The organism is Streptomyces sp. NPDC089424, assembly GCF_044749345.1.
Taxonomy (GTDB): domain Bacteria; phylum Actinomycetota; class Actinomycetes; order Streptomycetales; family Streptomycetaceae; genus Streptomyces.
This window is the reverse complement of the sequence record NZ_JBIVHU010000005.1, coordinates 397,943-424,485: the sequence shown is the minus strand read 5'-3', so window position 1 is coordinate 424,485 and position 26,543 is coordinate 397,943. Positions and strand designations below refer to the sequence as shown.

At 72.1% G+C, this 26,543-nt stretch carries 24 protein-coding genes and 1 riboswitch; of the genes, 20 read left to right on the top strand and 4 right to left on the bottom strand.

Features of this window, described 5'->3' with window-relative positions:
- The first annotated feature begins 19 nt into the window (after positions 1-19).
- The 5 genes from ACIP2X_RS24495 to ACIP2X_RS24475 all read left to right on the top strand — a co-directional run bounded on the left by ACIP2X_RS24495 (position 20) and on the right by ACIP2X_RS24475 (position 6,446).
- Positions 20-832: a c-type cytochrome gene (locus ACIP2X_RS24495; RefSeq protein WP_401676484.1), complete on the top strand. Its 813-nt coding sequence runs from the start codon at positions 20-22 to the stop codon at positions 830-832.
- Positions 829-1,878: a Rieske 2Fe-2S domain-containing protein gene (locus tag ACIP2X_RS24490; protein ID WP_401676483.1), complete on the top strand. Its 1,050-nt coding sequence runs from the start codon at positions 829-831 to the stop codon at positions 1,876-1,878. The genes ACIP2X_RS24495 and ACIP2X_RS24490 overlap by 4 nt, the downstream gene beginning before the upstream one ends.
- Complete coding sequence (locus tag ACIP2X_RS24485) at positions 1,875-3,512, top strand: cytochrome bc complex cytochrome b subunit (RefSeq protein ID WP_401676482.1); 1,638 nt, start codon at positions 1,875-1,877, stop codon at positions 3,510-3,512. Before ACIP2X_RS24490 ends, ACIP2X_RS24485 begins: the two co-directional genes overlap by 4 nt.
- A 136-nt stretch (positions 3,513-3,648) precedes the next feature.
- The gene (trpD, locus tag ACIP2X_RS24480; protein WP_401676481.1) at positions 3,649-4,713 is read left to right on the top strand and encodes an anthranilate phosphoribosyltransferase; all 1,065 of its coding nucleotides are present in this window, start codon (positions 3,649-3,651) and stop codon (positions 4,711-4,713) included.
- Positions 4,714-4,797: 84 nt separating this feature from the next.
- A riboswitch (SAM riboswitch) is annotated at positions 4,798-4,914 on the top strand.
- A 170-nt stretch (positions 4,915-5,084) separates the two neighbouring features.
- Complete coding sequence (locus ACIP2X_RS24475) at positions 5,085-6,446, top strand: aminotransferase class V-fold PLP-dependent enzyme (RefSeq protein ID WP_401676480.1); 1,362 nt, start codon at positions 5,085-5,087, stop codon at positions 6,444-6,446.
- Positions 6,447-7,011: 565 nt separating this feature from the next.
- On the opposite strand, the gene ACIP2X_RS24470 is transcribed toward ACIP2X_RS24475, so the two are convergent.
- A complete protein-coding gene (locus tag ACIP2X_RS24470) occupies positions 7,012-7,293 on the bottom strand; it encodes an Lrp/AsnC family transcriptional regulator (RefSeq protein WP_401676479.1) in 282 nt (93 codons plus the stop codon).
- Positions 7,290-8,024, bottom strand: a complete 735-nt coding sequence (locus ACIP2X_RS24465) for a rhomboid family intramembrane serine protease (RefSeq protein ID WP_401676478.1) — start codon at positions 8,022-8,024, stop codon at positions 7,290-7,292. The genes ACIP2X_RS24470 and ACIP2X_RS24465 overlap by 4 nt, the downstream gene beginning before the upstream one ends.
- A 173-nt stretch (positions 8,025-8,197) precedes the next feature.
- Here ACIP2X_RS24465 and ACIP2X_RS24460 point away from each other — a divergent pair, with 173 nt between their 5' ends.
- From ACIP2X_RS24460 to ACIP2X_RS24420, 9 genes are all read left to right on the top strand, one after another.
- The gene (locus ACIP2X_RS24460) at positions 8,198-8,437 is read left to right on the top strand and encodes a hypothetical protein (protein WP_356345526.1); all 240 of its coding nucleotides are present in this window, start codon (positions 8,198-8,200) and stop codon (positions 8,435-8,437) included.
- Positions 8,438-8,472: 35 nt separating this feature from the next.
- Positions 8,473-9,822, top strand: a complete 1,350-nt coding sequence (locus tag ACIP2X_RS24455; protein WP_401676477.1) for an NYN domain-containing protein — start codon at positions 8,473-8,475, stop codon at positions 9,820-9,822.
- Between the two features lie 240 nt (positions 9,823-10,062).
- The gene (locus tag ACIP2X_RS24450) at positions 10,063-11,097 is read left to right on the top strand and encodes an NlpC/P60 family protein (RefSeq protein ID WP_401676476.1); all 1,035 of its coding nucleotides are present in this window, start codon (positions 10,063-10,065) and stop codon (positions 11,095-11,097) included.
- 247 nt (positions 11,098-11,344) lie between these two features.
- Positions 11,345-12,367, top strand: coding sequence for an NlpC/P60 family protein (locus ACIP2X_RS24445; protein WP_401676475.1), 1,023 nt, complete (start codon positions 11,345-11,347; stop codon positions 12,365-12,367).
- A gap of 33 nt (positions 12,368-12,400) precedes the next feature.
- Positions 12,401-13,573 carry a hypothetical protein gene (locus tag ACIP2X_RS24440; RefSeq protein ID WP_401676474.1) on the top strand — a complete coding sequence of 391 codons (1,173 nt, stop codon included), beginning with the start codon at positions 12,401-12,403 and terminating at the stop codon, positions 13,571-13,573.
- 76 nt (positions 13,574-13,649) lie between these two features.
- On the top strand, positions 13,650-14,060 hold the full coding sequence (locus ACIP2X_RS24435; protein WP_401676473.1) for a VOC family protein: 411 nt from the start codon (positions 13,650-13,652) through the stop codon (positions 14,058-14,060).
- Between the two features lie 117 nt (positions 14,061-14,177).
- The gene (locus ACIP2X_RS24430) at positions 14,178-16,571 is read left to right on the top strand and encodes an ATP-binding cassette domain-containing protein (protein WP_401676472.1); all 2,394 of its coding nucleotides are present in this window, start codon (positions 14,178-14,180) and stop codon (positions 16,569-16,571) included.
- Positions 16,572-16,699: 128 nt separating this feature from the next.
- A complete protein-coding gene (locus ACIP2X_RS24425; protein WP_401676571.1) occupies positions 16,700-17,074 on the top strand; it encodes a helix-turn-helix transcriptional regulator in 375 nt (124 codons plus the stop codon).
- Between the two features lie 10 nt (positions 17,075-17,084).
- Positions 17,085-17,510 (top strand): VOC family protein, encoded by a 426-nt coding sequence (locus ACIP2X_RS24420; RefSeq protein WP_401676471.1) that lies wholly within the window; start codon positions 17,085-17,087, stop codon positions 17,508-17,510.
- Here the strand turns inward: ACIP2X_RS24420 and ACIP2X_RS24415 are convergent.
- The gene (locus ACIP2X_RS24415) at positions 17,479-18,774 is read right to left on the bottom strand and encodes a glycosyltransferase 87 family protein (RefSeq protein WP_401676470.1); all 1,296 of its coding nucleotides are present in this window, start codon (positions 18,772-18,774) and stop codon (positions 17,479-17,481) included. The two genes, ACIP2X_RS24420 and ACIP2X_RS24415, sit on opposite strands and share 32 nt — an antisense overlap.
- 153 nt (positions 18,775-18,927) lie before the next feature.
- Here ACIP2X_RS24415 and ACIP2X_RS24410 point away from each other — a divergent pair, with 153 nt between their 5' ends.
- Positions 18,928-20,070 carry a glycosyltransferase family 4 protein gene (locus tag ACIP2X_RS24410; protein WP_401676469.1) on the top strand — a complete coding sequence of 381 codons (1,143 nt, stop codon included), beginning with the start codon at positions 18,928-18,930 and terminating at the stop codon, positions 20,068-20,070.
- Between the two features lie 65 nt (positions 20,071-20,135).
- Here the strand turns inward: ACIP2X_RS24410 and ACIP2X_RS24405 are convergent, their stop codons facing one another.
- Positions 20,136-21,932, bottom strand: coding sequence for an AMP-dependent synthetase/ligase (locus tag ACIP2X_RS24405; RefSeq protein WP_401676468.1), 1,797 nt, complete (start codon positions 21,930-21,932; stop codon positions 20,136-20,138).
- 379 nt (positions 21,933-22,311) lie between these two features.
- On the opposite strand from ACIP2X_RS24405, the gene ACIP2X_RS24400 reads away from it, so the two are divergent.
- From ACIP2X_RS24400 to ACIP2X_RS24380, 5 genes are all read left to right on the top strand, one after another.
- Positions 22,312-23,067, top strand: coding sequence for a metallophosphoesterase (locus ACIP2X_RS24400; protein ID WP_401676570.1), 756 nt, complete (start codon positions 22,312-22,314; stop codon positions 23,065-23,067).
- A 123-nt stretch (positions 23,068-23,190) separates the two neighbouring features.
- Entirely contained in the window at positions 23,191-23,631 is a 441-nt protein-coding gene (locus tag ACIP2X_RS24395; protein WP_401676467.1) for an SRPBCC family protein, read from the top strand.
- A gap of 64 nt (positions 23,632-23,695) precedes the next feature.
- Positions 23,696-24,865 carry an ArsA family ATPase gene (locus ACIP2X_RS24390; RefSeq protein ID WP_401676466.1) on the top strand — a complete coding sequence of 390 codons (1,170 nt, stop codon included), beginning with the start codon at positions 23,696-23,698 and terminating at the stop codon, positions 24,863-24,865.
- A 57-nt stretch (positions 24,866-24,922) separates the two neighbouring features.
- A complete protein-coding gene (locus ACIP2X_RS24385) occupies positions 24,923-25,444 on the top strand; it encodes a DUF5304 domain-containing protein (RefSeq protein ID WP_401676465.1) in 522 nt (173 codons plus the stop codon).
- 55 nt (positions 25,445-25,499) lie between these two features.
- Complete coding sequence (locus tag ACIP2X_RS24380) at positions 25,500-26,453, top strand: ROK family glucokinase (RefSeq protein ID WP_401676464.1); 954 nt, start codon at positions 25,500-25,502, stop codon at positions 26,451-26,453.
- Positions 26,454-26,543 lie beyond the last annotated feature (90 nt).

Sequence of the window (26,543 nt, the reverse complement as noted above, 5' to 3'; positions counted from 1 at the left end):
CCTGACACCGGGGTAATCCGTGAAAAAGCTCTCCGCACGACGACGCCATCCGCTGGCGGCGGTCGTCGTCCTACTCCTTGCGCTGGCGGCCACTGGGGGGCTGTACGCCGTGTTCGCGCCCGCGGACAAGGCGCAGGCCGACGAAACGGCCCAGTCCCTCGCCATCGACGAGGGCAAGAAGCTCTACGCCGTCGGCTGCGCCAGCTGTCACGGCACCGATGGTCAGGGCACCTCCGACGGTCCCAGCCTGGTGGGCGTGGGCGCCGCGGCCGTCGACTTCCAGGTGGGCACCGGCCGTATGCCGGCGGCGACCTCGCAGGGCGCCCAGGTGCCGGCGAAGAAGGTCATCTACACGCAGGCCCAGATCGACCAGCTCGCGGCCTACGTGGCCTCGCTCGGCGCCGGCCCGAACATCCCGACCAAGGAGCAGTACGGCACGGAGGGCGCGGACATCGCCGAGGGTGGCGAGCTCTTCCGCACCAACTGCGCGCAGTGCCACAACTTCACCGGCAAGGGCGGTGCGCTCACCAGGGGCAAGTACGCGCCGTCCCTGGAAGGCGTCGACCCGAAGCACATCTACGAGGCCATGCAGACCGGCCCGCAGAACATGCCCTCCTTCCCCGACACGACGCTGTCCGAGCAGAACAAGAAGGACATCATCGCGTACCTGGAGGCGGTCAACAGCTCCACCACGGAGAGCCCCGGCGGTCTGGAGCTGGGCGGCCTCGGGCCGGTCAGCGAGGGCCTGTTCGGCTGGATCTTCGGCCTCGGTGGCCTGATCGCCGTCGCCGTGTGGGTCGCCGCCCGGACCGCAAAGGCCAAGAAGTCATGAGTAGCCAAGACATTCCAGAAGAGAAGCTGCCCGCCGAGCGGGCCGGCGCGGTCGACGTCGCCGACGAGAAGAACCCGTTCGCAGACCCGGGTCTGCCGCCGCACGAGCACCGGATCCAGGACATCGACGAGCGGGCCGCCAAGCGGTCCGAGCGCACGGTGGCCATGCTGTTCACGGTGTCGATGCTGGCCACGGTGGCCTTCATCGCCGCGTTCGTGGCGGTGCCGGTCGACAAGGCCGTCTACGTCTGGCCGCTCGGTCACGTCAGCGCCCTGAACCTCGCGCTCGGCCTGACCCTCGGTCTCGCGCTGTTCTGCATCGGCGCGGGTGCGGTCCACTGGGCCCGCACCCTGATGTCCGACGTGGAGATCGCGGACGAGCGTCACCCGATCGAGGCCACCCCCGAGGTCCGCGCGAAGGTCCACGCGGACTTCAAGCAGGGTGCCAAGGAGTCCGCCCTCGGCCGTCGCAAGCTGATCCGCAACACGATGCTCGGCGCGCTCACGCTGGTGCCGCTGTCCGGCATCGTCCTGCTGCGCGACCTGGGCCCGCTGCCCGAGGACAAGCTCCGCCACACCCTGTGGAAGAAGGGCAAGCTCCTCGTCAACATGAACACGAACGAGCCGCTGCGTCCCTCGGACGTCGCCGTCGGCTCGCTCACGTTCGCCAAGCCCGAGGGCCTGGAGGAGCACGACCACGACTTCCAGAACGAGATCGCCAAGGCGGCCCTGATGATCGTGCGGCTCCAGCCGGGCGACATCAAGGACAAGCGCGAGCTCGAATGGTCGCACGAGGGCATCGTGGCGTACTCGAAGATCTGCACCCACGTGGGCTGCCCGATCTCGCTGTACGAGCAGCAGACGCACCACGTGCTGTGCCCCTGCCACCAGTCCACCTTCGACCTGTCCGACGGTGCCCGGGTCATCTTCGGCCCCGCCGGCCACGCCCTTCCGCAGCTGCGGATCGGTGTGAACGACGAGGGTTACCTCGAGGCGCTCGGCGACTTCGACGAGCCCGTCGGTCCTGCATTCTGGGAGCGCGGATGAGCACTACGACCACCTCCGATTCCCGCTCTCGCGGGAAGGCGCCGGCCGGCGAACGTGTCGCCGACTGGGCCGACGGCCGGCTCGGGATCTACTCCCTGGCCAAGGCCAACATGCGCAAGATCTTCCCGGACCACTGGTCCTTCATGCTGGGCGAGATCTGCCTGTACAGCTTCATCATCATCATCCTCACGGGTGTGTACCTGACGCTGTTCTTCCACCCGTCGATGAACGAGGTGGAGTACCACGGCAGCTACGTCCCGCTGCAGGGCCAGCTGATGTCGGAGGCCTTCGCCTCCACCCTGGACATCAGCTTCGACGTGCGCGGCGGTCTGCTGATCCGGCAGATCCACCACTGGGCGGCGATCATCTTCCTCGCCGGCATGTTCGTGCACATGATGCGTGTGTTCTTCACCGGCGCGTTCCGCAAGCCGCGTGAGATCAACTGGCTGTTCGGCTTCCTGCTGTTCGTCCTCGGCATGTTCACCGGTTTCACCGGCTACTCGCTCCCGGACGACCTGCTCTCCGGCACCGGTGTCCGCTTCACCCAGGGCGCGATCCTGTCCATGCCGATCGTCGGCACGTACATCTCGATGTTCCTGTTCGGCGGGGAGTTCCCGGGCACCGACTTCGTGGCCCGCTTCTACTCGATCCACATCCTGCTGCTGCCGGGCATCATGCTCGGTCTGGTGGTCGGCCACCTGATCCTGGTCTTCTACCACAAGCACACGCAGTTCGCGGGTCCCGGCAAGTCGAACAAGAACGTCGTCGGCATGCCGCTGCTGCCGGTCTACACGGCCAAGGCCGGAGGCTTCTTCTTCCTGGTCTTCGGTGCCATCGCGGCCCTGGCCGGCATCGCCTCGGTCAACCCGATCTGGGTCCTCGGCCCGTACCGGCCCGACCAGGTCTCCACGGGCGCCCAGCCCGACTGGTACATGGGCTTCGCCGAAGGACTCGTCCGGGCCATGCCCGGCTGGGAGATCAACTTCTGGGGCCACACACTGGTCCTGGGCGTGTTCATCCCGCTGGTCCTGTTCGGGCTGTTCCTCGGCGTGATCGCCCTGTACCCGTTCATCGAGTCGTGGGTCACCGGCGACAAGCGCGAGCACCACATCCTGGACCGCCCGCGCAACGCCCCGACCCGTACGGCCTTCGGTGTCGCCTGGGTCACCGGCTACATGATCATGTTGATCGGCGGTGGCAACGACATCGTCGCCACGCACTTCCATCTGTCGATCAACGCGGTCACCTGGTTCGTCCGGATCGGCTTCTTCGCCGGACCGATCCTCGCCTTCGTCGTCACCAAGCGGATCTGCCTCGGCCTGCAGCGCCGGGACCGGGACAAGGTGCTGCACGGCCGTGAGACCGGCACCATCAAGCGCCTGCCGCACGGTGAGTTCATCGAGGTCCACGAGCCGCTCAGCCAGGAGGCGCTGTACACGCTCACGGCCCACGAGCAGTACCAGCCGGCCGAGATCGGCCCGGCGGTCGACGAGAACGGCGTCGAGCGCAAGGTGACGGGGCCCGAGAAGCTGCGCGCCAAGCTCAGCAACGCCTACTACGGCGAGGACGCCCAGATCCCCAAGCCCACCGTCGATGAGTACAAGGAGATCACGAGCGGCCACGGCCACCACTGATCGCTGACTCGCCACGCCACGGCGAAGGGCCCCGTCCGGTGTTCGGACGGGGCCCTTCGCCGTGCCCGGGGCTGGATAGGGTGGACCCAGTTCGAGACACGTGTCCCGTACGACGGGACTGGACCAGGAGCGGCTTATGAGCGCTGTGACCCCCGCTGGAGGCGACACCGCGGCGGGCCGCTCCTGGCCCGCCCTGCTGAACGGCCTGCTGGACGGCCGCGACCTGAGCGCGGACGACACCGCCTGGGCGATGGACCTGATCATGCGCGGCGAGGCGACCGACGCGCAGATCGCCGGATTCGCGGTGGCCCTGCGGGCCAAGGGCGAGACCGTCGAGGAGATCAGCGGGCTGGTGCGCACGATGTACGAGCACGCGAACGTCATCGAGGTGCCGGGCGCGACGGTCGACATCGTCGGGACCGGCGGCGACGGCGCGAAGACGGTCAACATCTCCACCATGTCGGCGATCGTGGTCGCCGGTACGGGCACGAAGGTCGTCAAGCACGGCAACCGGGCCGCCTCGTCCGCCTCCGGGGCCTCCGACGTGCTGGAGAAGCTGGGCGTCAATCTGCAACTGACGCCGCAGCGGGTCGCCGAGGTCGCCGAGGAGGCGGGGATCACCTTCTGCTTCGCGGTGAAGTTCCACCCGGCGCTGCGCCACGTGGCGGCGGCCCGCGGACAGCTCGGCATCCGGACGACGTTCAACTTCCTGGGCCCGCTGACCAACCCGGCGAAGGTCAAGGCGCAGGCCGTGGGTGTCGCCGACCCCCGGATGGCGCCGATCGTCGCCGGTGTCTTCGCCGGGCGCGGCAACTCCTCGCTGGTCTTCCGCGGCGACGACGGGCTGGACGAGCTGACCACGACGTCGACGTCCCGGGTCTGGGTGGTCCGCGACGGCGAGGTGACCGAGGAGGCCTTCGACCCGCGCGAGGTCGGCATCGACCTGGTGCCGGTGGAGGCGCTGCGGGGCGCGGACGCCTCGTACAACGCGGAGGTCGCCCGGCGCCTGCTGGACGGCGAGCCGGGCCCCGTACGGGATGCCGTGCTGCTGAACGCCGCGGCGGCGCTGGTGGCGCTGGAGCCGGGCGACGAGCCGCTGGCCGCGCGGATCGGGGCCGGGATGGCGAGGGCGGCGGAGGCGATCGACTCGGGTGCCGCCGGGCGGGTGCTGGAGCGCTGGGTGGCGGCGAGCAACGCCTGACGCCACCGGCGGTGCGGCGGGGCGCGGTCCGGATCCTGGACCGCGCCTTGCGAGCCGAAGATCATGTGGCAAGATGCTGTACCAGGTCATGAGCGACAGCTGAAAGGCCCCGGCCGGCTGTCCGGCAACCCTCCGTCCGTGGCGGGGTGCCCCGGGTGAAGACCAGGTCGTAGGCAGCAAGGCCTACGACAAGCGCGGACCCCTCGCGTCACCAGGGGTCCTGGTCGTCGAGGGAGCCTTCCGTGAGCAACCGAATGCGATAGGGCCGCAGAGCCCCGCCTCCGCATCGCCCTGTTTCTTCTTTCTTCCGCCTCCGCGCTGGAGCGTGCCGCTCGCGTGGTGGTGTCCGTCCGCCTCACGGGAGTGCACCCATGTCCGTCTTCACCGCTGCCGCCGACCAGTCCGTTTGTGCCCCGCTGCCAGTTCTGGGGCGGGATGTCACCGTCCCGCTCGTGACCGGGGGCGAGGTCACCTACGCCGCCCTCGACTACGCGGCCAGTGCCCCCGCCCTCCAGCGCGTCTGGGACGACGTGGCGGCCTACGCGCCGTACTACGGGAGCGTGCACCGCGGTGCCGGCTACCTGTCCCAGCTCTCCACCGACCTGTTCGAGAACGCCCGCGGGACCGTCGCCGAGTTCCTCGACTGCCGTGACGACGACCAGGTGATCTTCACCCGCGCCACCACCGACTCGCTCAACCTGCTCGCCGGCGCCCTCCCCGCCGGCTGCCAGGTCTTCGTCTTCGAGACCGAGCACCACGCGTCCCTGCTGCCCTGGCGGAACGCGCACGTCACCTACCTCGACGCGCCGCGCACCCCTCAGCAGGCGGTACGCACCCTGGAGCGCGCGCTGGCCGGGCGGGGGTCCCACGGCCCGGCCCTGGTCTGCGTCACCGGCGCCTCCAACGTCACCGGCGAACTGTGGCCCGTGCGGGAGCTCGCCGCGGCCGCGCACGCGCACGGCGCGCGGATCGTGCTGGACGCCGCCCAGCTCGCGCCGCACCACCCGGTCTCCGTGCGGGAGCTGGACGTCGACTGGGTCGCCTTCTCCGGGCACAAGCTGTACGCCCCGTTCGGCTCCGGAGTGCTCGCCGGCCGCGCCGACTGGCTGCGCGAGGCGGAGCCGTACCTCGCCGGCGGCGGTGCCAGCCGCACGGTCGCCCGGCGGGCCGACGGCGGGGTGGACGTCGAGTGGCACGACAGCGCCGCCCGGCACGAGGCGGGTTCCCCGAACGTGATCGGCGCCTACGCCGTCGCGTCGGCCTGCAAGGCCCTCACCGAGGCAGGTCAGGACGCCCTGGTCGCCCGGGAGCAGCACCTGATCCGCACGGTCCGCGAGGGGCTCGCCGACGTTCCCGAGGTCCGGATCCTCTCCCTGTTCGGCGACGACGCGCCCCGCGTCGGGGTGCTCTCCTTCGTCGTCGAGGGCTGGAACAGCTCGCACTTCGCCGCCGCCCTGTCCGCCGAGTACGGCATCGGCGTCCGCGACGGGCTCTTCTGCGCCCACCCCCTCGTCCGCACCCTGCTCGGCAGCGACCCGCAGACCCAGGGCGAGTGCGGCGCGCCCGAGGCCGCTCCCGGGGAGAAGTCGCTGAACGCCGTCCGGGTGAGCTTCGGCGCGGGGACGCCGGACGAGCACGTCGAGCGGTTCGTCGGGGCGGCGCGCGAGCTGGTCCGGAACGGCGCGAAGTGGAACTACCGCACAGTGGAAGGCCGTTGCGTCCCCGCCGTCTGATCCACAGCCCCCACGCCGGGCGGCCGGCCTCCCGCCCGGCGTCGCGCCGACAGGGCGGCGGCCGCCCGCCCGCAAGCCCTCCCGCGGCTCGTCCGGCCCGGGTCGCGAAGCATCGTCGGTGGTTCGTCGGCGCCGGTACGGCTGCGGGACTCCGCGTCCGTGGCGTGAGCCGGGGGCGGCCTTCTGCTCGGCGTTCCGCCGCGCGCGGCACCGTCGGGGCGGGGGCCGTGCGGCCGTACGCCCTCCCGCGGGTCGTCCGGCCCGGGTGGCGGAGCGTCGGCGGAGGTGGATCACGCCGCGGAGCTTCGAGGGTGGTTCGCCGGCGCCTGTACGCCTGCCGGACTCCGCGTCCGTGGCGTGAGCCGGGGCGGCCTCCTGCTCGGCGTTCCGCCGCTCGGCACCGACGGGGCGGGGGCCGTCCGCCCGCAAGCCCTCCCGCGGGTCGTCCGGACCAGGTCGCGGAGGATCGACGGTGGTTCGCAGGCGTCGGTGAGCGGGGTCCGGTGGGTGCAGCCGCGAGGCGGAGGAGGGCGTCGAGGCGGAGCATCGATCCGGGCGGCAGGCCCTAGTTGTCCAGGCCGATCGCGAAGGCCGCTTCCAGGTCGTGTTGCGAGTACGTGCGGAACGCCACGTGGGTGTCCGTCGCCTCCACGCCGGCGATCTTGCTGATGCTGCCGGGGATGACGTCGGCGAGGTTCTCGTGCTGCTTCACCCGGACCATGGCGATCAGGTCGTAGGTGCCGGTGACGGAGAAGACCTCGCTGACGGAGTCCAGCGCGGCGATCTGCTCGGCGATCTCGGGGATCCGGTCCACGCTGGTCTTGATGAGGACGATCGCGGTGATCACGGCTGGTTCTCTCCCTCGGGGGCCGGAGCAGGGGCGGCCTTCACTCTAGTCCTACGCCCGAATCGCGCCCACGCGTAGGCGAAGCCCAGGCCGAAGCCCACGAGGTGGGCCAGATAGGCCACCCCCGGGCCGCTGGACGCCTGGCCGGCCGCGAGCCACTGGAGGGCCACCCAGAAGGGCAGCACCACCCAGGCCGGGAACCGCAGCGGCAGAAAGAACAGGAACGGCAGGAGGCTGGTCACCCGCGCCCGGGGGAAGAGGAAGAGAAAGGCCCCGAGGACCGCCGAGATCGCCCCCGACGCGCCGACCAGGGACTGCTCGGAGTCGGCGTTGGCCACGGCGTACCCGAGCAGCGCGAGGTAGCCGCAGCCGAGGTAGAAGAGGGTGAACTCGACGCGGCCCATCCGTTCCTCGGTCATCACGCCGAAGACGTAGAGGAAGAGCATGTTGCCGAGCAGGTGCACCCAGGTGCCGTGCACGAAGAGGCCCGTCGCCGGGGTGAGGAGGGCCCGGGGGGAACCATCGAACAGTTCTGCGGGTACCACCCCCCAGCGGCGGAAGTACGCCCGCTGCGCGGCGAGCAGCTCGTCGCCCAGGCCGTACACCGGATTCAGGCCCGAGGCGGGTCCGATCAGGAAGATCAGGCAGCACAGGACGATCAGTGCGTACATCACCGGCGCCTGCCGTCGGGGGCCCGTCAGGCGGCCCGCCGTGCTCCAGAAGCTGATCATGGACACAGAGCATGACGTAAGTGGACGCAACCGCGCAGACCGCCTCGCCGCCCGGGACGGACGGGCGTCGAGGACCCGCCAGGCCGTAGGGTTACGAGCCACACGCTCCAGGGAAACTGGCGCAGCACGGAAACCACGCATCACCGAAACTAGAAGGAAAGCGAACAGCCACGATGACGGTCCCCCTGCCGACGGACACCACGCGGTGGCGCTGCACCCTCTGCGGCAATCTGACGCGCTTCGACGTGACGCGCTCCTCGAAGGTCGTCGAGTACGTGCACCTCGACCTCGCCGGTGAGCCGAAGGTCGAGGAACGCGAGGTGGTCAGTGAGACCATCGAGTCGGTGCGGTGCCGGTGGTGCAACGCCGTGGATCAGGTGGAACTCGTGGACAGGCCGGGCGCCGACTCCTGACAGGGGCCGGTCCCGAAGGTGTAGTGGGGTGACGGATGGTGGAGACCGCAGGCGGGGGGCCGGGCGACGGCGCCGCTGAGGTGCTCGACCGTCCGCTGCCCGACGGCGTGCGCCGGAGGGTCGTGCAGATCGTCTCCGACGGCTTCGGCGGGCTGACGATGGCCGAACTCCCCGCACAGCTGCGGCAGTACGCCCGGTTCGCCCCGAATCGCCGGGCCAAGTTCGCCGGCAACGCGATGGCCGCGGCACTGGAGACCGACCCGCTCTTCCGGCAGCGCATCGGGGAGAAGCTGCGCGAGGCCCAGCCCGAGCTGGCCGGCGCCCTCGCCGCCGGAGCGCCGCCCCCGGCCGCGGACCCGCTGGACGTGGCGGCCGCCGCCTACGTGCTGCGCCCGACCGGCTGGGTGAAGCTGGTCGCGGCCGCCGGCGAGGAGGCCCAGCGGGCGGATGCCGAGCGCGCCGACGAGGAGAGCCGCGCCGAACTGGAGCGGCTGCGCGCCGAACTCGCCGCCGCCCGCGACCACACCCGGACCGAGACCGAGCGGCTGCGCGCCGAGCTGGACAGCGCCCGCAAGGAAGCCGAATCGCTTCACCGCAAGCTGCGCGCCGCGTTGAGCGACGTCAAGCGCGGCGAGGCGGCGCTGCGCAAGGTGCAGGGCGAGATGGAGGCCGTACGCGCCGAGGGGCACATCCAGGTGTCCGCCGCGGAGAGCGAGACGCGGCGGCTCAAGGCGCGGCTGGGAGAGGTCGAGGCCGTCCTGGAGGCCACCCGGCGGGCCGCGCGTGAGGGGCGCAGCGTCGAGGACATGCGGGTGCGGCTGCTGCTCGACACGGTGCTGGACGCGGCGCAGGGGCTGCGGCGCGAACTGGCGCTGCCGCCCGTCTCCGTCCGCCCCGCCGAGACCGTGGACGCGGTCGAACCGGGACGAATGACCCCGAAGGACATCGCCGCACGGGCGCTGTCCGACAGCGACCCCGCGGTGCTCGACCAGCTCCTCGCGCTGCCGCAGGCCCATCTGGTCGTCGACGGCTACAACGTCACCAAGACCGGCTATCCCCAAATGCCCCTGGAGAAGCAGCGGCTGAGGCTGCTCGGGCAGCTCTCGCAGCTCGCCGCGCAGTCCGGAGCCGAGGTGACATGTGTCTTCGACGGCGCCGAACTGGCCGCGCCGGTGCTGCTGGCGCCGCCGCGGGGTGTGCGGGTGCTGTTCTCCAAGCCGGGCGTCACCGCCGACGAGCTGATCCGCCAACTGGTGCGCGCCGAGCCGCCCGGGCGGCCGGTCATCGTCGTCTCGACCGACCGTGAGGTGGCCGACGGGGTGGCGCGTGCGGGGGCGCGGCCGGTGGCCTCCGCGGTGCTTCTGAAGCGGCTCTCGCGCAGTTGACGCGCGCCCCTTCCGCAACCTAAACACCAACCGCGCAATATGCCCCGGGAATGCCCGAATTGACGGGACCGTCACGCAACGTAGCGTCAACATGCATCACTGCACGTGAGTTGTAGGTAAAGGATGCGGTCGGTCACCGAGATTTTTCATGTGAGGATTTGATCTGATCACAGCTGGGTCACTAGGGTCTGGCCTCGAACCTCCGATCGGGTGATCACTCACAAGAAGGAGATTGCCCCCGTGGCGTCCCACCGTCGACCCAAGCAGCCGAGTCGCACGCGCGTGACCGTGCTGACCACCGCAGCCGCCGCTGCCGTCGCCCTCAGCTCCCAGGCCGCCAATGCCGCGCCGAGCGAGAAGCCGAGCAAGGACGAGGTCAAGGCCAAGGTCGACAAGCTCTACGAGGAGGCCGAGCAGGCCACCGAGAAGTACAACGGCGCCAAGGAGAAGCAGGAGAAGCTCCAGAAGGAGATCTCCACCATCCAGGACAACGTCGCCCGCGGCCAGGAAGAGGTCAACGAGCTGCGCGACGGCCTGGGTTCGATGGCCAGCGCCCAGTACCGCTCCGGCGGCATCGACCCCGCCCTGCAGCTCTTCCTCTCCGCCGACCCGGACGACTACCTCGACAAGGCCTCCACGCTCGACCAGTTGAGCGCCCAGCAGGTCGACTCGCTGAAGAAGATCCAGGAGAAGCAGCGCGAGCTCGCGCAGGACCGCGCCGAGGCCGCGGACAAGCTCAAGGACCTCGCCACCACCCGCAGCGAGCTCGGCAAGAAGAAGAGCCAGGTGCAGGGCAAGCTGGCCGAGGCGCAGAAGCTGCTCAACTCCCTGACCGCCGCCGAGAAGGCGGCCCTGGCGGCCGAGGAGGACCGGGCGAGCCGGGCCAGCGAGCGCACCGCCCTCGGTGGCTCGGGCGCCCCCGCCACCGGTCGCGCCTCCTCGGCGTACGGCGCCGCCCAGAGCGTGATCGGCTCGCCCTACGTCTACGGCGCCTCCGGCCCGTCCTCCTTCGACTGCTCGGGCCTCACCTCCTGGGCCTTCGCCCAGGCCGGCATCCAGATCCCGCGCACCTCGCAGGCGCAGGCCAACGCCGGCACCCGGATCTACTCCCAGAGCGACCTCCAGGTCGGCGACCTGGTCATCTTCTACGGCGACCTGCACCACGTCGGCTTCTACGCGGGCAACGGCCAGGTGCTGCACGCCCCGCGCAGCGGCACCGTCGTGCGCTACGAGTCGATCAACAACATGCCGTACCAGTTCGGCGTCCGGATCTGAGGCCTTCCGGGCCCCTTCGCGATCAGGACCCCGTACCGCCCGTTCGAGCGAATTACGGGAACGGGCTGTGACCCCGCACCCCGCCGGTGACCTGCGTCAGCGGCGGGGTGTCACGTTGTGTGCCCGCCGACGTCTTTGGCCCCCGCCCCACGGCGGGGCTACTGTCTGCCGCGTTTCCCCCACCACCGGGCCGCCGCCCGGGGTCGGGGGATTTTCCTGTCCGCCAGTGGAAGGAGCGCGGCTTCCCGTGGGGTCCCATCGCCGCCTTGCACCGTCCGGGTTCGACCGGGGCGCCTGCGTGGCCCGTCTCGCCGTCGGCGTGCTGTCCGCCGCCGCGGCCGCTCTCTCCGCCGTACCGGCGCACGCCGCTCCGCACGACGACACGCGCTCCGAGGTGGACCGCCTCTACGCGGAGGCGGAGAAGGCCACCGAGGCCTACAACAAGGCCGACGAGCGTGCCGACGCGCTGCGCGGGGAGGTCGGCCGGGCCCAGGACCGGATCGCCCGCCAGCAGGAGCGCATCAACTCCCTGCGGGACGCGCTGGGTTCGCTGGCCGGCGCGCAGTACCGCACCGGCGGACTCGACCCCTCCCTCGCGCTGCTGTTCTCCGACGACCCGGACGACTACCTCGCCAGGGCCGCCGCCCTGGACCGGATCACCGTGCACCAGGCCGGGCAGCTCAGGGAGCTCCAGGAGGCGATGCGCGGCCTCACCCAGGAGCGCGGCCAGGCCACCGAGAAGCTCGCCGAGCTGGACCGGAGCCGCACGGCCGTCGCCTCCCACAAGCGCACCGTCGAGAAGAAGCTCGCCGAGGCCCGCGAGCTGCTCAACGCCCTTCCCGAGAGCGAGCGCGCCGCCTACGACCGGGCGTCCCGCTCCGGCCGCCACGACATGCCCGAACCCGGCGAGGCCGCCCCCGCCTCGGGCCGGGCCGCCGCCGCGGTCGCCGCCGCCCGCGCCGCGCTCGGCAGGCCCTACGTCTGGGGCGCGTCCGGGCCGAGCGGATTCGACTGCTCCGGCCTGATGCAGTGGTCCTACGCCCAGGCCGGGGTCGCGCTGCCGCGCACCTCGCAGGCCCAGCGCGCGGCCGGCCGGCAGGTCCCGCTCTCCCAGGTCCGGCCCGGCGACCTGATCACCTACCGGGGCGACGCGAGCCATGTCGCGATGTACATGGGCAACGGGCAGGTCGTCCACGCCCCCTACCCGGGCGCGCCGGTGCGCTACGACCCGGTCGGCATGATGCCGGTCTCGGGGGTCACCAGGGTCTGACCCGGCGGTGCCGGCACCCGTACGATCGGGAACGTGGCGGGTCGAAGGCGGGCGTCGGGTTCCTCGGTGGTGGCGCTCTGCCTGCTGCTGGTCGCCCTGGTCGGCTGCGGGGGCGGCCCCGTCGCCGACACTGCCCGCGACGACGTGCAGCGGCTGCTGGACCGGCGGGCCGCTGCGGTCCTCGGCCGGGACGAGAGCGGCTACCGCGACACCGGCTCGGCGGCCGGGTTCGCGGCGGTGCGGGACCTGCCGCTGGCGGACTGGTCGTACCGGGTGACGGGTCTGCACCGCACCGGCGGCCGGGCGAGCGCCGACGCCGAACTGCGCTACCGGATCGACGGGTTCGACAGGGCACCCGTGTCGGCGAGGCGCACCCTGGCGCTGAGGCGCGACGCGGACGGGCGGTGGTCCGTCACCTCCGAGCGGCCCGCTCCGCAGGCGCCCGAGCAACTGTGGGACCGGGGCGAGGTGACGGCCGTACGCGGGACGCACACCCTGGTGCTCGGGGCGGGCCAGTCCCGGGAGACGCTGGAGGCCTACGCGGACCTCGGGGACCGGGCCGTGCCCGCGGTCTCGCGGGCCTGGGGGACGGACTGGAGCGGGCGCGTCGTCGTCCTCGTGCCGCGGTCCCTCGCGGCGATGGCCGCCCTGCTCGGCTCGCCCGCCTCCTCGTACCGGGGCATCGCGGCGGTCACGACCGGCGAGACGGGAGCGCCGACGGCGCCCGCCGACCGGATCATCGTCAATCCCGACGCGTACGGGGAGCTGGGCTCCGTCGGCAAGCAGGTGGTCCTCACCCACGAGACCACCCATGTCGCCACCCGCGCCCACACCGGCAGCAGTACCCCGCTGTGGCTCTCCGAGGGGTACGCCGACTGGGTCGGCTACCGCGACACCGGCCGCACCCCGGCCGAGGCCGCGCCGGAGCTGGCCCGCGCGGTGGCCGCGGGGGACGTCCCGGCCGGGCTGCCGGACGACGCCGCCTTCGGCTTCACCGGTGACGCGAACGCGCTGGCCCAGGCCTACGAGGGCGGCTGGCTGGCCGGCCGGCTCATCGCGGAGCGGTGGGGCGAGGGGCGGCTGGGCGAGTTCTACCGGGCGGTGGGCGCCGACGGCCTCGACACCGCGCTGGCGGACGTGCTGGGGACGACGCCGGGGGAGTTCACCGGAATGTGGCAGGAGTACCTGCGCGCACAGCTCGCCTGAGGCGGGCCGGCCGGGGCCCGGAAGCGGTCAGGAATCGAGAAGCGTCCCGGTCCGGGCCCCGCCTAGCGTGACGGGCATGGACATCTCCCTGCACGCGAGCTTCCTCCCGCACGAGGACGCCGACGCCTCACTGGCCTTCTACCGGGACACCCTCGGCTTCGAGGTCCGCGCCGACGTCGGCCACGAGAGGATGCGCTGGATCACGGTCGGCCCCGCCGGGCAGCCCGGCACCTCCCTCGTGCTCCAGCCGCCGGCCGCCGACCCCGGTGTCACCGAGGACGAGCGTCGCACCGTCGCCGAGATGATGGCCAAGGGCACCTACGCCGGGATCCTGCTGGCCGCCCGCGACCTCGACGCCGTCTTCGCCCGGCTGCGGGCCCGGGGCGCCGAGATCGTCCAGGAGCCCCTCGAGCAGCCGTACGGCCCGCGGGACTGTGCCGTCCGCGACCCCGCGGGCAACCTGATCCGGATCCGGGAACTCCGCTGAGCCGGTGACCTGCACGGATGCCCAGGCCGGAGAAGCACGCCCCCGCGTGACGCCCGAAGCTGGTTGGATCGAGCCAGGCGACGCCCGCGACGGCGGCCCGCCCCGAAGGATGGAGAGATGAGCATGCCCACGAGAAAGAACACGCAGTCGCCCGTGCCGCACGCCGCCGACAGCCACGACATGATCCGGGTGCACGGCGCGCGCGAGAACAACCTCAGGGACGTCAGCATCGAGATCCCCAAGCGCAGGCTGACGGTGTTCACCGGAGTGTCCGGCTCGGGCAAGAGCTCGCTGGTGTTCGACACCATCGCCGCCGAGTCGCAGCGGCTGATCAACGAGACGTACAGCGCCTTCGTGCAGGGCTTCATGCCGACGCTGGCGCGTCCCGAGGTGGACGTGCTCGACGGGCTCACCACCGTGATCAGTGTCGACCAGCAGCGGATGGGCGCCGACCCCCGCTCCACCGTCGGCACGGCCACGGACGCCAACGCCATGCTGCGGATCCTCTTCAGCCGCCTCGGCGAGCCGCACATCGGCCCGCCCAGCGCCTACTCCTTCAACACCGCCTCCGTGCGCGCCAGCGGCGCGATCACGGTGCAGCGCGGCGCCAAGACCAAGGCGGAGAAGGCGACGTTCGAGCGCACCGGCGGCATGTGCAACCGCTGCGAGGGCCGCGGCACGATCTCCGACATCGACCTCACCCAGCTCTACGACGACTCCAAGTCCATCTCCGAGGGCGCATTCACGATCCCCGGCTGGAAGTCCGACAACGTCTGGACCGTGGGCCTGTACGCGCAGTCCGGCTTCCTCGACCCGGACAAGCCGATCAGCCGGTTCACCAAGAAGGAGATGCACGCCTTCCTCTACGGCGAACCCACGAAGGTCAAGGTCAACGGCGTCAACCTGACCTACGAGGGTCTGATCCCCAAGATCCAGAAGTCGTTCCTGTCCAAGGACAAGGAGGCGATGCAGCCGCACATCCGGGCGTTCGTGGAGCGGGCCGTCACCTTCACCGTCTGCCCCGAGTGCGACGGCACCCGGCTCAGCGAGGGCGCCCGGTCCTCGAAGATCGACAAGATCAGCATCGCCGACGCCTGCGCGATGGAGATCCGGGACCTCGCCGAATGGGTCCGCGCCCTGCGCGAGCCCTCGGTCGCGCCGCTGCTCGCCGCGCTCCAGCAGACCCTCGACTCGTTCGTGGAGATCGGCCTCGGCTACCTCTCCCTGAACCGGCCGTCCGGCTCCCTGTCGGGCGGTGAGGCGCAGCGCGTGAAGATGATCCGCCACCTCGGCTCCTCGCTCACCGACGTGACCTACGTCTTCGACGAGCCCACCATCGGCCTGCACCCCCACGACATCCAGCGGATGAACGAACTCCTGCTGCGGCTGCGCGACAAGGGCAACACGGTGCTCGTCGTGGAGCACAAGCCGGAGACGATCGCCATCGCCGACCATGTCGTCGACCTCGGCCCCGGCGCCGGAACGGCGGGCGGCACCGTCTGCTTCGAGGGCAGCATCGAGGGCCTGCGCTCCAGCGGCACCGTCACCGGCCGCCACCTCGACGACCGTGCCTCCCTCAAGGAGAGCGTGCGCACCCCCAAGGGCGCGCTGGAGATCCGCGGCGCGACGGCGAACAACCTGCGCGACGTCGACGTCGACATCCCGCTCGGGGTGCTGTGCGTCGTCACCGGCGTCGCCGGGTCCGGCAAGAGCTCGCTCATCCACGGCTCGGTCCCGGCCCGCGAAGGCGTGGTCTCGGTCGACCAGAGCCCCATCCGCGGCTCCCGGCGCAGCAACCCGGCGACGTACACCGGACTGCTCGACCCGATCCGCAAGGCCTTCGCCAAGGCCAACGGCGTCAAGCCCGCGCTGTTCAGCGCCAACTCCGAGGGCGCCTGCCCCACCTGCAACGGCGCCGGTGTCATCTACACCGACCTGGCGATGATGGCCGGCGTGGCCACCACCTGCGAGGACTGCGACGGGAAGCGTTTCCAGGCCGAGGTGCTGGAGTACCGGCTCGGCGGACGGGACATCAGCGAGGTGCTCGCGATGTCGGTGACCGAGGCCGAGGACTTCTTCGGCTCCGGCGAGGCCGCGACGCCGGCCGCGCACAAGATCCTCGACCGGCTCGCCGACGTGGGACTCGGCTACCTCACCCTCGGCCAGCCGCTGACCACGCTGTCCGGGGGCGAGCGGCAGCGGCTGAAGCTGGCCACGCACATGGCCGACAAGGGCGGCGTATACGTCCTCGACGAGCCGACCACGGGTCTGCACCTCGCGGACGTCGAGCAGTTGCTCGGCCTGCTGGACCGGCTCGTGGAGTCCGGGAAGTCGGTCGTCGTCATCGAGCACCACCAGGCGGTCATGGCGCACGCCGACTGGATCGTCGACCTCGGCCCAGGTGCCGGCCACGACGGCGGCAAGGTCGTCTTCGAGGGCACGCCGGCCGACCTGGTGGCCCGGCGCTCCACCCTCACCGGTGAGCACCTCGCGGCCTACGTCGGCGGCTGACCGTGCCGGCCGTGGAGCCCCGGGTGACGGTTCGGCCCGTCACCCGGGACGGCGTCCTGTGCGAGACTCGGCGGGTGAGACGGCAGGAGCTCGACGACCTCGTGCGGCTGCGGCGGGCCCGCGACCGGATGGACCGCGACTACGCCGAGCCGCTCGACGTCCCGGCGCTGGCGCGGGACGCGCTGATGTCGCCGGGGCACTTCTCCCGCAGCTTCCGCGCCGCCTACGGCGAGACGCCGTACAGCTATCTGATGACCCGCCGCATCGAGCGGGCCAAGGCGCTGCTGCGCCGGGGCGACCTCTCGGTGACCGAGGTGTGCTTCGCGGTGGGCTGTACCTCGCTCGGGTCGTTCAGCTCGCGCTTCACGGAACTCGTCGGCGAGACCCCGAGCGCCTACCGGGCCCGCGGCCACGACGACGGCGCCGCCATCCCGGCCTGCATCGCCAAGATCTACACCCGGCCGGTCAGGAACGGAGAAGCCGGCCGCGCCGATCGGCCGTAGCCTCGGCTGCATGGATCTCACGCTTTCCACCTGCTTCATCGCCGTCGACGACCATGACAAGGCGATCGCCTTCTACCGTGACGTGCTCGGCCTGGAGGTACGCGCCGACGTCGGGTTCGAGGGAATGCGCTGGGTGACCGTCGGGTCGCCCACGCAGCCCGACGTGAGTGTCGTCCTGGAACCGCCCGCCGCCGACCCGAGCACCTCCCCGGCCGACAAGCAGGCCCTGGCGGAGCTGATGGCCAAGGGCCTGCTGCGGGGCGTCATCTTCACCACCGAGGACTGCGACGCCACCTTCGAGCGCATCAGCGGCGCGGGGGCGGAGGTCCTCCAGGAGCCGATGGACCAGCCCTACGGCGTCCGCGACTGCGCGTTCCGCGACCCCGCAGGCAACCTGCTGCGCTTCAACCAGCCCCTGGCGAAGTCGGGGAGGTGACCCCTCGGCGGGCCCCGATCGGGGAGTCGCCCTCCCGGGCCGGGACCGCCCCCTCGTCGTCGGTGTCCTCGCGGGCGAACGGCTCCTGCCGCCGGGGCACCGCGGCACGCCACAGCGCGCGGGCACCGACGACGGTGGCCAGCACCAGCAGGCCGTTGCGCACGAACAGGAGCGTGACGCCGAGCGGGTCGCCGGCCACGACGTGCGAGAACCAGAGCGGGAACTCCAGAGTCGTCACGCCAGACGCCGCCAGCACCAGGGCGGCCGGCACGCGCATCCCGGAGCCGCGCCGGCACAGGCAGACCGCCGCGAGCCCGACCAGCCACACCAGGTACTGCGGGCTGATCACCCGGCTCGTGGTCGTGAACATCAGCACCGCCACGAAGGCGGCGTCCGCCGGTGTGTGCGGCAGGAACTCCGTGGCCGTCAGCCGCCACAGCAGCAGCCAGCCGAAGGCGACGCCGGTCAGCACCAGGGCGCCGGTGCTGACCACGTCGACGTAGGGGCCGAGGAACTCCACCGAGCCGTAGTTGAGCAGCACCTGCCCCTCCCAGCCGAAGTGCCGTGCCACGTGGAACACCAGGGCGCCGAGCGACTCCACCTCGGTGCCCCGGTCCCGCTGGAAGGTCAGGAACGCGAAGGCCCCCGGCATGGCCAGCGCGAACAGTGCCGTCAGCGTCCCCGCCGTCAGCCCCGCCGCGACCCACGCGCGGCGCCGCACGGCGCCGATCAGCAGCAGCACCGGCCACACCTTGAGCATCGCCCCGAAGGCCGCGAGCGCCCCCATCAGACGGGGCCGGCGGGCACCCGCGAGGAGCGCGGCCACCGCGACGGCCGTGACCATCACGTCGTAGCGCGCGTACACGGTCGGCCCGAGCAGCGGGACGCCCGCCACCCACACCCAGGCGCCGCGCAGCGTCCGGCCGGGGCGCAGGCCCGCGGTGACCAGCAGGGCGAGGACGAGGAGGTCCGCGAGCAGGACGAGGACGAAGAAGGCGTGCGCGTAGTCGAGGAAGAACAGCAGCGCCGGGGAGAGGATCGCGAGGGCGGCCGCGGGCGGGTACTGCCAGGTGACGTCGTCCAGCGGGAACGTCCCGGTGCGCAGCACCTCGTACCAGCCCTGGTAGATCACCGAGACGTCGCCGGTGACGTCCGGGCCGGGGAAGACGCGGACCTTGAGGACGAACAGGAGCAGCAGCAGCCGGGTCGGCGCCCAGAGCGCGAGAAGTCCGGTCACGGATCGCGTTCCGTCCGTCCTGTCCACCTGCGCCCCTGTTCGTCTCGCTGCGGTCCCCGGCGCATGGGGCGCGGGCCGCCCGTCGTCCGACGGGGCCCATGATCCCCCGCCCGTCCGGGCCGGAGCGACGCAGCGCGGCCGTGCCGAGCCGCGAGAGTGCGTTCGGTAGGGTCGGCGCTGATGCGCAAGACCTTGATCGTGACGAACGACTTCCCGCCCAGACCCGGCGGCATCCAGGCGTTTCTGCACAACATGGCGCTCCGGCTGGATCCCGACCGGCTCGTCGTCTACGCCTCGACGTGGAAGCGGGGCCGCGAGGGAGCCGAGGCCACCGCCGCCTTCGACGCCGAGCAGCCCTTCACCGTCGTACGCGACCGGACGACCATGCTGCTGCCGACGCCCGCCGTGACCCGGCGGGCCGCGGCCCTGCTGCGCGCGCACGAATGCCGGTCGGTGTGGTTCGGCGCCGCGGCCCCGCTCGGGCTGATGGCGCCGGCACTGCGGCGGGCGGGCGCCGAGCGGCTGGTGGCCACGACCCACGGACACGAGGCCGGATGGGCCCAACTGCCCGCCGCACGGCAGCTGTTGCGCCGGATCGGCGACTCCACCGACACCCTCACCTATCTCGGTGAGTACACCCGCTCGCGGATCGCGGGGGCGCTGACCCCGGACGCCGCCGGGCGGATGACCCAACTGCCGCCCGGTGTCGACGAGAAGACCTTCCACCCGGGCTCCGGCGGCGACCGCGTACGGGCCCGGCTGGGGCTCACCGACCGGCCCGTCGTCGTGTGCGTCTCCCGGCTCGTGCCGCGCAAGGGGCAGGACACGCTGATCCTCGCCATGCCGCGCATCCTGGCCAAGCAGCCGGAGGCCGTGCTGCTGATCGTCGGGGGCGGGCCCTACGAGGGGGAGCTGCGCAAGCTGGCGCGGGAGACCCGGGTCGAGGACTCCGTCGTCTTCACGGGGTCCGTGCCCTGGTCGGAGCTGCCTGCCCACTACGGAGCCGGCGACGTCTTCGCCATGCCGTGCCGCACCCGGCGCGGCGGGCTCGACGTCGAGGGGCTCGGCATCGTCTACCTGGAGGCGTCGGCGACCGGGCTGCCGGTCGTCGCCGGGGACTCCGGTGGCGCGCCCGACGCCGTCCTCGACGGGGAGACCGGATGGGTCGTGCGCGGCGGCTCCGTGGAGGACTGCGCCGACCGGATCGTCACGCTCCTCGGTGATGCCGAGCTGCGCCGCCGGATGGGGGAGCGGGGGCGCGCCTGGGTCGAGGAGAAGTGGCGCTGGGACCTGCTCGCCGAGCGCCTGAAGGAACTGCTGTAGGAACGGCACGGCGCGGGCCCCGTCGACCTGGGGACCCGCGCCGTGACGGAGTGTCAGCCGCCCCGCTACTTCCGGTAGATCGCCTCGATCTCGGTCGCGAAGTCCTTCGCCACCACGTGCCGCTTCAGCTTCAGCGAGGGCGTCAGGTGCCCCGAGTCCTCGGTGAACTGCGAGCCCAGGACGCGGAAGCTGCGCACCGACTCCGCCTTGGAGACCGCCGCGTTGCCGTCGTCGACGGCGGACTGGATCGCCACCAGCAGGTCGGGGTCCTCGCGCAGCGACGCGGCGGTGGAGCCGGCCGGCTTGCCGTGCTCGGCGGCCCAGCGGCCGAGGAACTCCTCGTCGATGGTGATGAGCGCGCCCACGAACGGCCGCGCGTCGCCGACCACCATGCACTCCGCGACCAGCGCGTGCGCCCGGATCCGGTCCTCGATCACGGCCGGCGCCACGTTCTTGCCGCCCGCGGTGACGATGATCTCCTTCTTGCGGCCGGTGATCGCGAGGTAGCCGTCCTCGTCGAGGGTGCCGATGTCGCCGGTGTGGAACCAGCCGTCGGCGAGGGCCTCCTCGGTGGCACCCGGGTTGTTCCAGTACTCCTTGAACAGGTGCTCGCCGTGCAGCAGCACCTCGCCGTCGTCCGCGATCCGCACCACCGAGCCCGGCAGCGGCTGGCCCACCGTGCCGATCTTCTGCCGGTCCCAGGGGTTGAACGCGGTGGCGGCGCAGGACTCGGTTAGGCCGTACCCCTCCAGGACCGTGAAGCCGATCCCGCGGAAGAAGTGGCCGAGCCGCTCGCCGAGCGGCGCGCCGCCGGAGATGGCGTACTCGCCGCGGCCGCCGAGCACCGCGCGCAGCTTGCCGTAGACGAGCTTGTCGAAGACCTTGTGCTTGATCCGCAGGCCCATCGAGGGGCCGGAGGGGGTGTCCAGCGCCTTGCTGTACGCGATGGCCGTGTCGGAGGCCTTGTCGAAGATCTTGCCCTTGCCGTCGGCCTGGGCCTTGGCGCGGGCCGAGTTGTAGACCTTCTCGAAGACGCGCGGCACACCGAGGATCAACGTCGGCCGGAACGCGGCCAGTTCGTCGGTGAGGTTCTGGATGTCCGGGAGGCAGCCCAGTTTGATCGGCGCCATCATCGGGGCGACCTGCACCAGCCGGCCGAAGACATGGGCGAGCGGCAGGAAGAGCAGCACGCTGCACTCGCCGGTGCGGAACAGCGGGCGCAGGCGCTCGACCACGTTGCCGCATTCCGCGAAGAAGCTGCGGTGGGTCAGCACACAGCCCTTGGGGCGGCCGGTCGTGCCGGAGGTGTAGACGATCGTGGCGGGGTCGTCGGCCTTCGCCAGCGAGCTGCGCTCCTCGACCGCCGCGTCGCTGACGTCCTGGCCGAGGCGGCCGAGTTCCTCGACGCCGCCGCCCTCGATCTGCCAGAGGTGCTTGAGCTCGGGCAGCGCGTCGCGCACCGACTCGACGGCGGCCGTGTTGCCGTCCGTCTCGACGATGCAGGCGGTCGCGCCCGAGTCGCCGAGGATCCACTGGACCTGTTCCGGCGAGCTGGTCTCGTAGACCGGCACGGTGACCGCGCCCGCGCTCCAGATCGCGAAGTCCAGCAGCGTCCACTCGTAGCGGGTGCGGGACATCAGGCCGACCCGGTCACCGGGCTGCACGCCCGAGGCGATCAGGCCCTTGGCGGCGGCGCGGACCTCGTCGAGGAAGACGGCGGCCGTCACGTCCCGCCAGGCCGCGCCGTCCTTGCGGGCGATCACGGCGACGTCCGGATGCTGCGCGGCGTTTCTGCGGACGATGTCCGTCAGATTGCCGTCCGAGGGGACCTCGTACAAAGCCGGAAGGCTGAACTCGCGCAAGACTGCTGCTCCTCATAGGGCGCCGGCGCCACGACGTTGTGTGATGCGACGGTCCGGTCCAAGGCTCGGGCAGGGTGCTCAGGAACCGGCGGAAGCCGGTGGATCCCGCTGGTTGAATTCCTGAGCACGACTGGACTGCCCGGACGTTACCCGCCGGTATGGCGTCTCGGACAGGGGGGCCGTCGAGATGTTCGCTGCGTCACACAGTTGGTGCGTCAACGATGTTTCTGTTGGTGCTCCTGCGCGCACAGTAGTCGACGGCCTTCCCGACTGGCGAGTAATCGCAGGTCCGGCCGCCACTGTTCACGTTTGCCGCACACGCTTACCCTTGATCGCCATGGCACCCACACCAGCCGGCGACCGCAGGACGCGGATCCATGTGGTCAGCGACGTGCACGGCAACGCGCGTGACCTGGCACGGGCCGGGGACGGCGCGGACGCGCTCGTCTGCCTGGGGGACCTGGTCCTCTTCCTCGACTACGCCGACCACTCGCGCGGCATCTTCCCCGACCTGTTCGGCGTGGAGAACGCCGACCGCATCGTCGCCCTGCGCACCGCCCGTCGCTTCGAGGAGGCGCGTGAGCTGGGCGCACGGCTGTGGGGCGGGGTGGGGGAGGACCGGGCCGCGGTGATCGAGCGGGCGGTGCGCAAGCAGTACGCCGAGATGTTCGCGGCGTTCCCGACACCGACGTACGCCACCTACGGCAATGTCGACATGCCGACCTTGTGGGAGGAGTACGCCGGACCGGGCACCACCGTGCTGGACGGCCAGCGGGTGGAGATCGGCGGCCGCGTCTTCGGCTTCGTCGGCGGCGGCCTGCGCACACCCATGCGCACGCCGTACGAGATCGGCGACGAGGAGTACGCGGCGAAGGTCGAGGCGGTCGGTGAGGTCGACGTGCTGTGCACGCACATCCCGCCGGAGGTGCCGGAGCTGGTCTACGACACGGTGGCGCGGCGCTTCGAGCGGGGCAGCCGGGCGCTGCTCGACGCCATCCGCCGCACACGGCCCCGCTACTCCCTCTTCGGGCACGTCCACCAGCCGCTCGCCGCCCGGATGCGGATCGGGGCCACCGAGTGCGTGAACGTGGGGCACTTCGCGAGCACCGGACGTCCATGGGCCCTGGAGTGGTGAGGCTTCGGGCCGGTCGGCGCAGGCAGCGGTGACGGCGGGGGGTGTCCCGCGCGGTAGCCTTCACGCTGCACACACGTGCGCACGACCACCTCTTGCCCGACCGCGTTCGGAGGAGCCACGGCGATGGCGGAACACACCAGCTCGAGCATCGAGATCGAGGCGGCTCCGGCCGACGTGATGGCGGTGATCGCCGACTTCGCCCGCTACCCGGACTGGACCGGTGAGGTGAAGGAGGCGGAGGTCCTCAAGACCGACGGCCAGGGCCGCGCCGAGCACGTCCGGCTGGTCATGGACGCCGGCGCGATCAAGGACGACCAGACGCTGGCGTACACCTGGACCGGCGAGCACGAGGTCTCCTGGACGCTCGTGAAATCCCAGATGCTGCGCTCCCTGGACGGCTCCTACCTCCTCAAGCCGGTCGGCGCCGGCGGCACCGAGGTCACCTACCAGCTCACCGTGGACGTCAAGATCCCGATGCTGGGGATGATCAAGCGCAAGGCGGAGAAGGTGATCACCGACCGCGCGCTGGCGGGCCTGAAGAAGCGCGTGGAGTCCGGCCGGTAGCTTTCCCACCACGCCGTCGGCCGCACGCGGCCGGGCCGCCCCCACCCCGGTACGGTTCACCCTCATGCGCACCATCCTGATCACCGGGCCCGGCGGCAGCGGCCGTACCACCATCGCCGCGGCCACCGCGCTCGCCGCCGCCCGTCAGGGCGTCCGCACCCTCGTCCTCGGCACCGACCGCGGCGACAGCCTCGGGGCCGCGCTGGGGACCGCGACCGGCCCGGCCCCCGTGACGGTCGTCCCCGGCCTCACCGCCTGGCGGCCCGACCCCGCCGCCGGTTTCCGCGACGACCTCACCCGGCTCCAGGACCGCGCCTCCGGACTGCTCGACCTGCTCGGCGCCGGCCCGCTCGAACCCGACGAGCTCACCCCGCTGCCCGGCGCCGGAGAACTCGCCGTGCTCCGCGCCCTGCGCGACGCCGCCCTCGCCGAGGCGCACGACGTGCTCGTCGTCGACCTGCCGCCCACCCCGGCGGCCCTCGCCCTCCTCGCCCTCCCCGAGGAACTCCGCCGCTATCTGCGCCGGCTGCTCCCGCCCGAGCGGCAGGCCGCCCGCGCCCTGCGCCCCGTCCTCGGCCGGCTCGCCGGTGTGCCGATGCCCGCGGACCGGCTGTACGAGACCGCCGCCCGCTGGGACCTCGAACTCGCCGCCGTGGAAGCCGTCCTGGCCGATCGGGACACGACCGTACGGCTTGTCGCCGACCCCTCCCCGGCCGGCGCCGACGCCGTCCACACCGCCGCCCTCGGCCTCGCCCTGCGCGGCCTGCGCCCGGACGCGCTGATCGCCAACCGGGTGCTCCCCGAGGAGGAGGGCGGCGGCTGGCTCGCCGGGCCGCTCGCCCAGCAGCGCAAGGCGCTCGACGACTGGCGCACCGTCCACGACCTGCACGCCGTCCCCCACCTCGGGCACGATCCACGCGGCACCGACGACCTCGCCGCCCTGGCCGCACCCGTGCTCCGGGCCGCCCCCGCCCAGCGGGAGTTCCCCGTCGAGGACCGGCTCGCCGAGGACGGTGTGCTCGTCTGGCGCCTGCCGCTCCCCGGCGCCGTGCGCGAGGAGCTCGACCTGGTCCGGCGCGGCGACGAAGTGGTCGTCACCGCGGGCCCGTTCCGCCGTGTCCTGCGGCTGCCGTCCGCCCTGCGCCGCTGCGCCGTCGCCGGGGCGGGGCTGCGCGAGGGGGAACTGCGCATCCGGTTCACGCCGGACCCCGAGCTGTGGCCGCGGACGCCGTGAAACCGCCGCGCCGGTTCGGGTAACGTCGTAGGGACAAGACGTAGTCAGGAGCCCGCCATGAGCGAAGAGCGCCCCTTCCCCGACGCCGCTCAGGACCAGCCGGCCGAGGAGCCGCTGCCCACGGGTGACGCCGACGCGTGGGCGACCGCGTGCGCCGAGGACCTGGAGGCGGAGAAGGCCCGCCGCCGGGAACAGCACGGCGGTCCGCCGCCCGGCTCGGCCGCCGAGGAGCTGCGCCGGCTCGTCGACACCGTCGCCGACAAGCTCTCCGGACTGCAGGCGCCGCTGTTCGGCGCGGTCGCCGGGCCCGCCGCCCAGCAGGTGGTGCAGCAGGTCGTGCAGCAGGCCAGGGCCGCCGTGGAACCGGTGATCGAGCGCAACCCGGACGTCTTCGACCACCTCGCCTCGGCCGGCCACGAACTGCTCGCCGCCTACCGCTCCGCGGTGCAGGCCCAGGAGCGCCGCTGGACGGCCGGCCCGGACGCGGCGAGCGCCTCCGACGAGCTGAAGAACCTCGACGAGACCCCTCGCGACCCCGGTGAGGGCACGGGTCCGGGCCAGCGCATCGACTTGGACTGACCCTCTGCTCGGGTACGGTTGGCCGTAGCGGGGCTCGACCGGAACTGAGGGATTCATGGGACTCACCATCGGCGTCGACATCGGCGGCACGAAGATCGCGGCCGGCGTGGTAGACGAGGAAGGCAACATCCTCTCGACCCACAAGGTGCCGACCCCGGGCACGCCCGAGGGCATCGTGGACGCCATCGCCTCTGCGGTGGAGGGCGCACGCGCGGGGCACGAGATCGTGGGCGTGGGCATCGGCGCGGCCGGATACGTCAACCGGCAGCGTTCCACGGTCTACTTCGCGCCCAACATCGACTGGCGCAACGAGCCGCTCAAGGAAAAGGTCGAGGAGCGCACCGGGCTGCCCGTCGTCGTGGAGAACGACGCCAACGCCGCCGCGTGGGGCGAGTACAAGTTCGGCGCGGGCAAGGGCCACCGCAACGTCATCTGCATCACGCTCGGCACCGGCCTCGGCGGCGGCATCATCATCGGCAACAAGCTGCGCCGCGGACACTTCGGCGTGGCCGCCGAGTTCGGCCACATCCGGATGGTGCCGGACGGGCTGCTGTGCGGCTGCGGTTCGCAGGGCTGCTGGGAGCAGTACGCCTCCGGCCGCGCCCTCGTGCGGTACGCCAAGCAGCGCGCCAACGCCACCCCGGAGAACGCCGAGGTGCTCCTCGGCCTCGGTGACGGCAGCCCCGACGGCATCGAGGGCAAGCACATCTCCATGGCCGCCCGTCAGGGCGACCCCGTCGCCGTCGACTCCTACCGCGAACTCGCGCGCTGGGCCGGCGCGGGCCTGGCCGACCTCGCCTCGCTCTTCGACCCGTCCGCGTTCATCGTCGGCGGCGGGCTGTCCGACGAGGGCGAGCTGGTCCTGGACCCGATCCGCAAGTCCTACAAGCGGTGGCTGGTCGGCGGCAACTGGCGCCCGGTCGCCGAGGTGATCGCCGCGCAGCTGGGCAACAAGGCCGGCCTGGTGGGCGCCGCCGACCTGGCCCGGGAGCCCGACCCGATCATGTGACCCGCCGTCTCGGGACACCCCGACCGTGCCTGCCGTGCCCACCTGGGTGCGGGGTCCGTGCGCGACCGCCGCACCACCGGCGGCCGCACA

Excerpts from the sequence above, each read along its gene's own strand:
- ACIP2X_RS24490 (WP_401676483.1), top strand. The coding sequence starts at position 829 with ATGAGTAGCCAAGACATTCCAGAAGAGAAGCTGCCCGCCGAGCGGGCC.
- ACIP2X_RS24485 (WP_401676482.1), top strand. The coding sequence starts at position 1,875 with ATGAGCACTACGACCACCTCCGATTCCCGCTCTCGCGGGAAGGCGCCG.
- trpD (WP_401676481.1), top strand. The coding sequence starts at position 3,649 with ATGAGCGCTGTGACCCCCGCTGGAGGCGACACCGCGGCGGGCCGCTCC.
- ACIP2X_RS24475 (WP_401676480.1), top strand. The coding sequence starts at position 5,085 with ATGTCCGTCTTCACCGCTGCCGCCGACCAGTCCGTTTGTGCCCCGCTG.
- ACIP2X_RS24465 (WP_401676478.1), bottom strand. The coding sequence starts at position 8,024 with ATGATCAGCTTCTGGAGCACGGCGGGCCGCCTGACGGGCCCCCGACGG.
- ACIP2X_RS24460 (WP_356345526.1), top strand. The coding sequence starts at position 8,198 with ATGACGGTCCCCCTGCCGACGGACACCACGCGGTGGCGCTGCACCCTC.
- ACIP2X_RS24455 (WP_401676477.1), top strand. The coding sequence starts at position 8,473 with ATGGTGGAGACCGCAGGCGGGGGGCCGGGCGACGGCGCCGCTGAGGTG.
- ACIP2X_RS24435 (WP_401676473.1), top strand. The coding sequence starts at position 13,650 with ATGGACATCTCCCTGCACGCGAGCTTCCTCCCGCACGAGGACGCCGAC.
- ACIP2X_RS24430 (WP_401676472.1), top strand. The coding sequence starts at position 14,178 with ATGAGCATGCCCACGAGAAAGAACACGCAGTCGCCCGTGCCGCACGCC.
- ACIP2X_RS24425 (WP_401676571.1), top strand. The coding sequence starts at position 16,700 with ATGGACCGCGACTACGCCGAGCCGCTCGACGTCCCGGCGCTGGCGCGG.
- ACIP2X_RS24420 (WP_401676471.1), top strand. The coding sequence starts at position 17,085 with ATGGATCTCACGCTTTCCACCTGCTTCATCGCCGTCGACGACCATGAC.
- ACIP2X_RS24410 (WP_401676469.1), top strand. The coding sequence starts at position 18,928 with ATGCGCAAGACCTTGATCGTGACGAACGACTTCCCGCCCAGACCCGGC.
- ACIP2X_RS24395 (WP_401676467.1), top strand. The coding sequence starts at position 23,191 with ATGGCGGAACACACCAGCTCGAGCATCGAGATCGAGGCGGCTCCGGCC.
- ACIP2X_RS24390 (WP_401676466.1), top strand. The coding sequence starts at position 23,696 with ATGCGCACCATCCTGATCACCGGGCCCGGCGGCAGCGGCCGTACCACC.
- ACIP2X_RS24385 (WP_401676465.1), top strand. The coding sequence starts at position 24,923 with ATGAGCGAAGAGCGCCCCTTCCCCGACGCCGCTCAGGACCAGCCGGCC.
- ACIP2X_RS24380 (WP_401676464.1), top strand. The coding sequence starts at position 25,500 with ATGGGACTCACCATCGGCGTCGACATCGGCGGCACGAAGATCGCGGCC.